This window comes from Aquisphaera insulae (assembly GCF_011064615.1).
Taxonomy (GTDB): domain Bacteria; phylum Planctomycetota; class Planctomycetia; order Isosphaerales; family Isosphaeraceae; genus Aquisphaera; species Aquisphaera insulae.
Map to the genome: position 1 here is coordinate 1 of NZ_JAALJH010000268.1, position 406 is coordinate 406.

Annotated in this window: 1 protein-coding gene; it reads right to left on the minus strand. The window is 64.3% G+C overall.

Features of this window, described 5'->3' with window-relative positions; translation table 11 throughout:
- Positions 1–406 (minus strand): transposase (locus G6O54_RS37095; RefSeq protein WP_165236224.1); only part of this gene is annotated, 406 nt, incomplete at both ends.

A 406-nucleotide genomic window follows, 5' to 3' on the forward strand; every position in this document is an offset into this window, starting at 1 on the left:
GTTTTAACCACCTGAGCATTCGATGAATCGAGCTGATCTTGAGCATCGACTCGCCGCTCCGCTCATACACCTCGTAGTGCCGGCTGTTTCGCCGGTAGCGGCCCAGCCAGGCGAAGGTGCGCTCCACGACCCAGCGCCTCGGCAGCTTGACGTAGCCCACGCTACCCGCCGGGCGGCCGATCACCTCGATGCGATATCCGACCCCTTCCGTCGCCATCCAGGCGTCGAGCCGTCGATTGTTGTACTTTCCATCGGCCCACACGACCTCCAACCGCCCCTTCTGCTCGGTCGTCAACCGCGACAGCACATCCGGCGCGAATGTACCGTCGTCGGCCGACGCCGCCGACACCACCGTCGCCAGCATCAACCCCAGGACGTCCACCACGATATGTCGCTTGACGCCGGT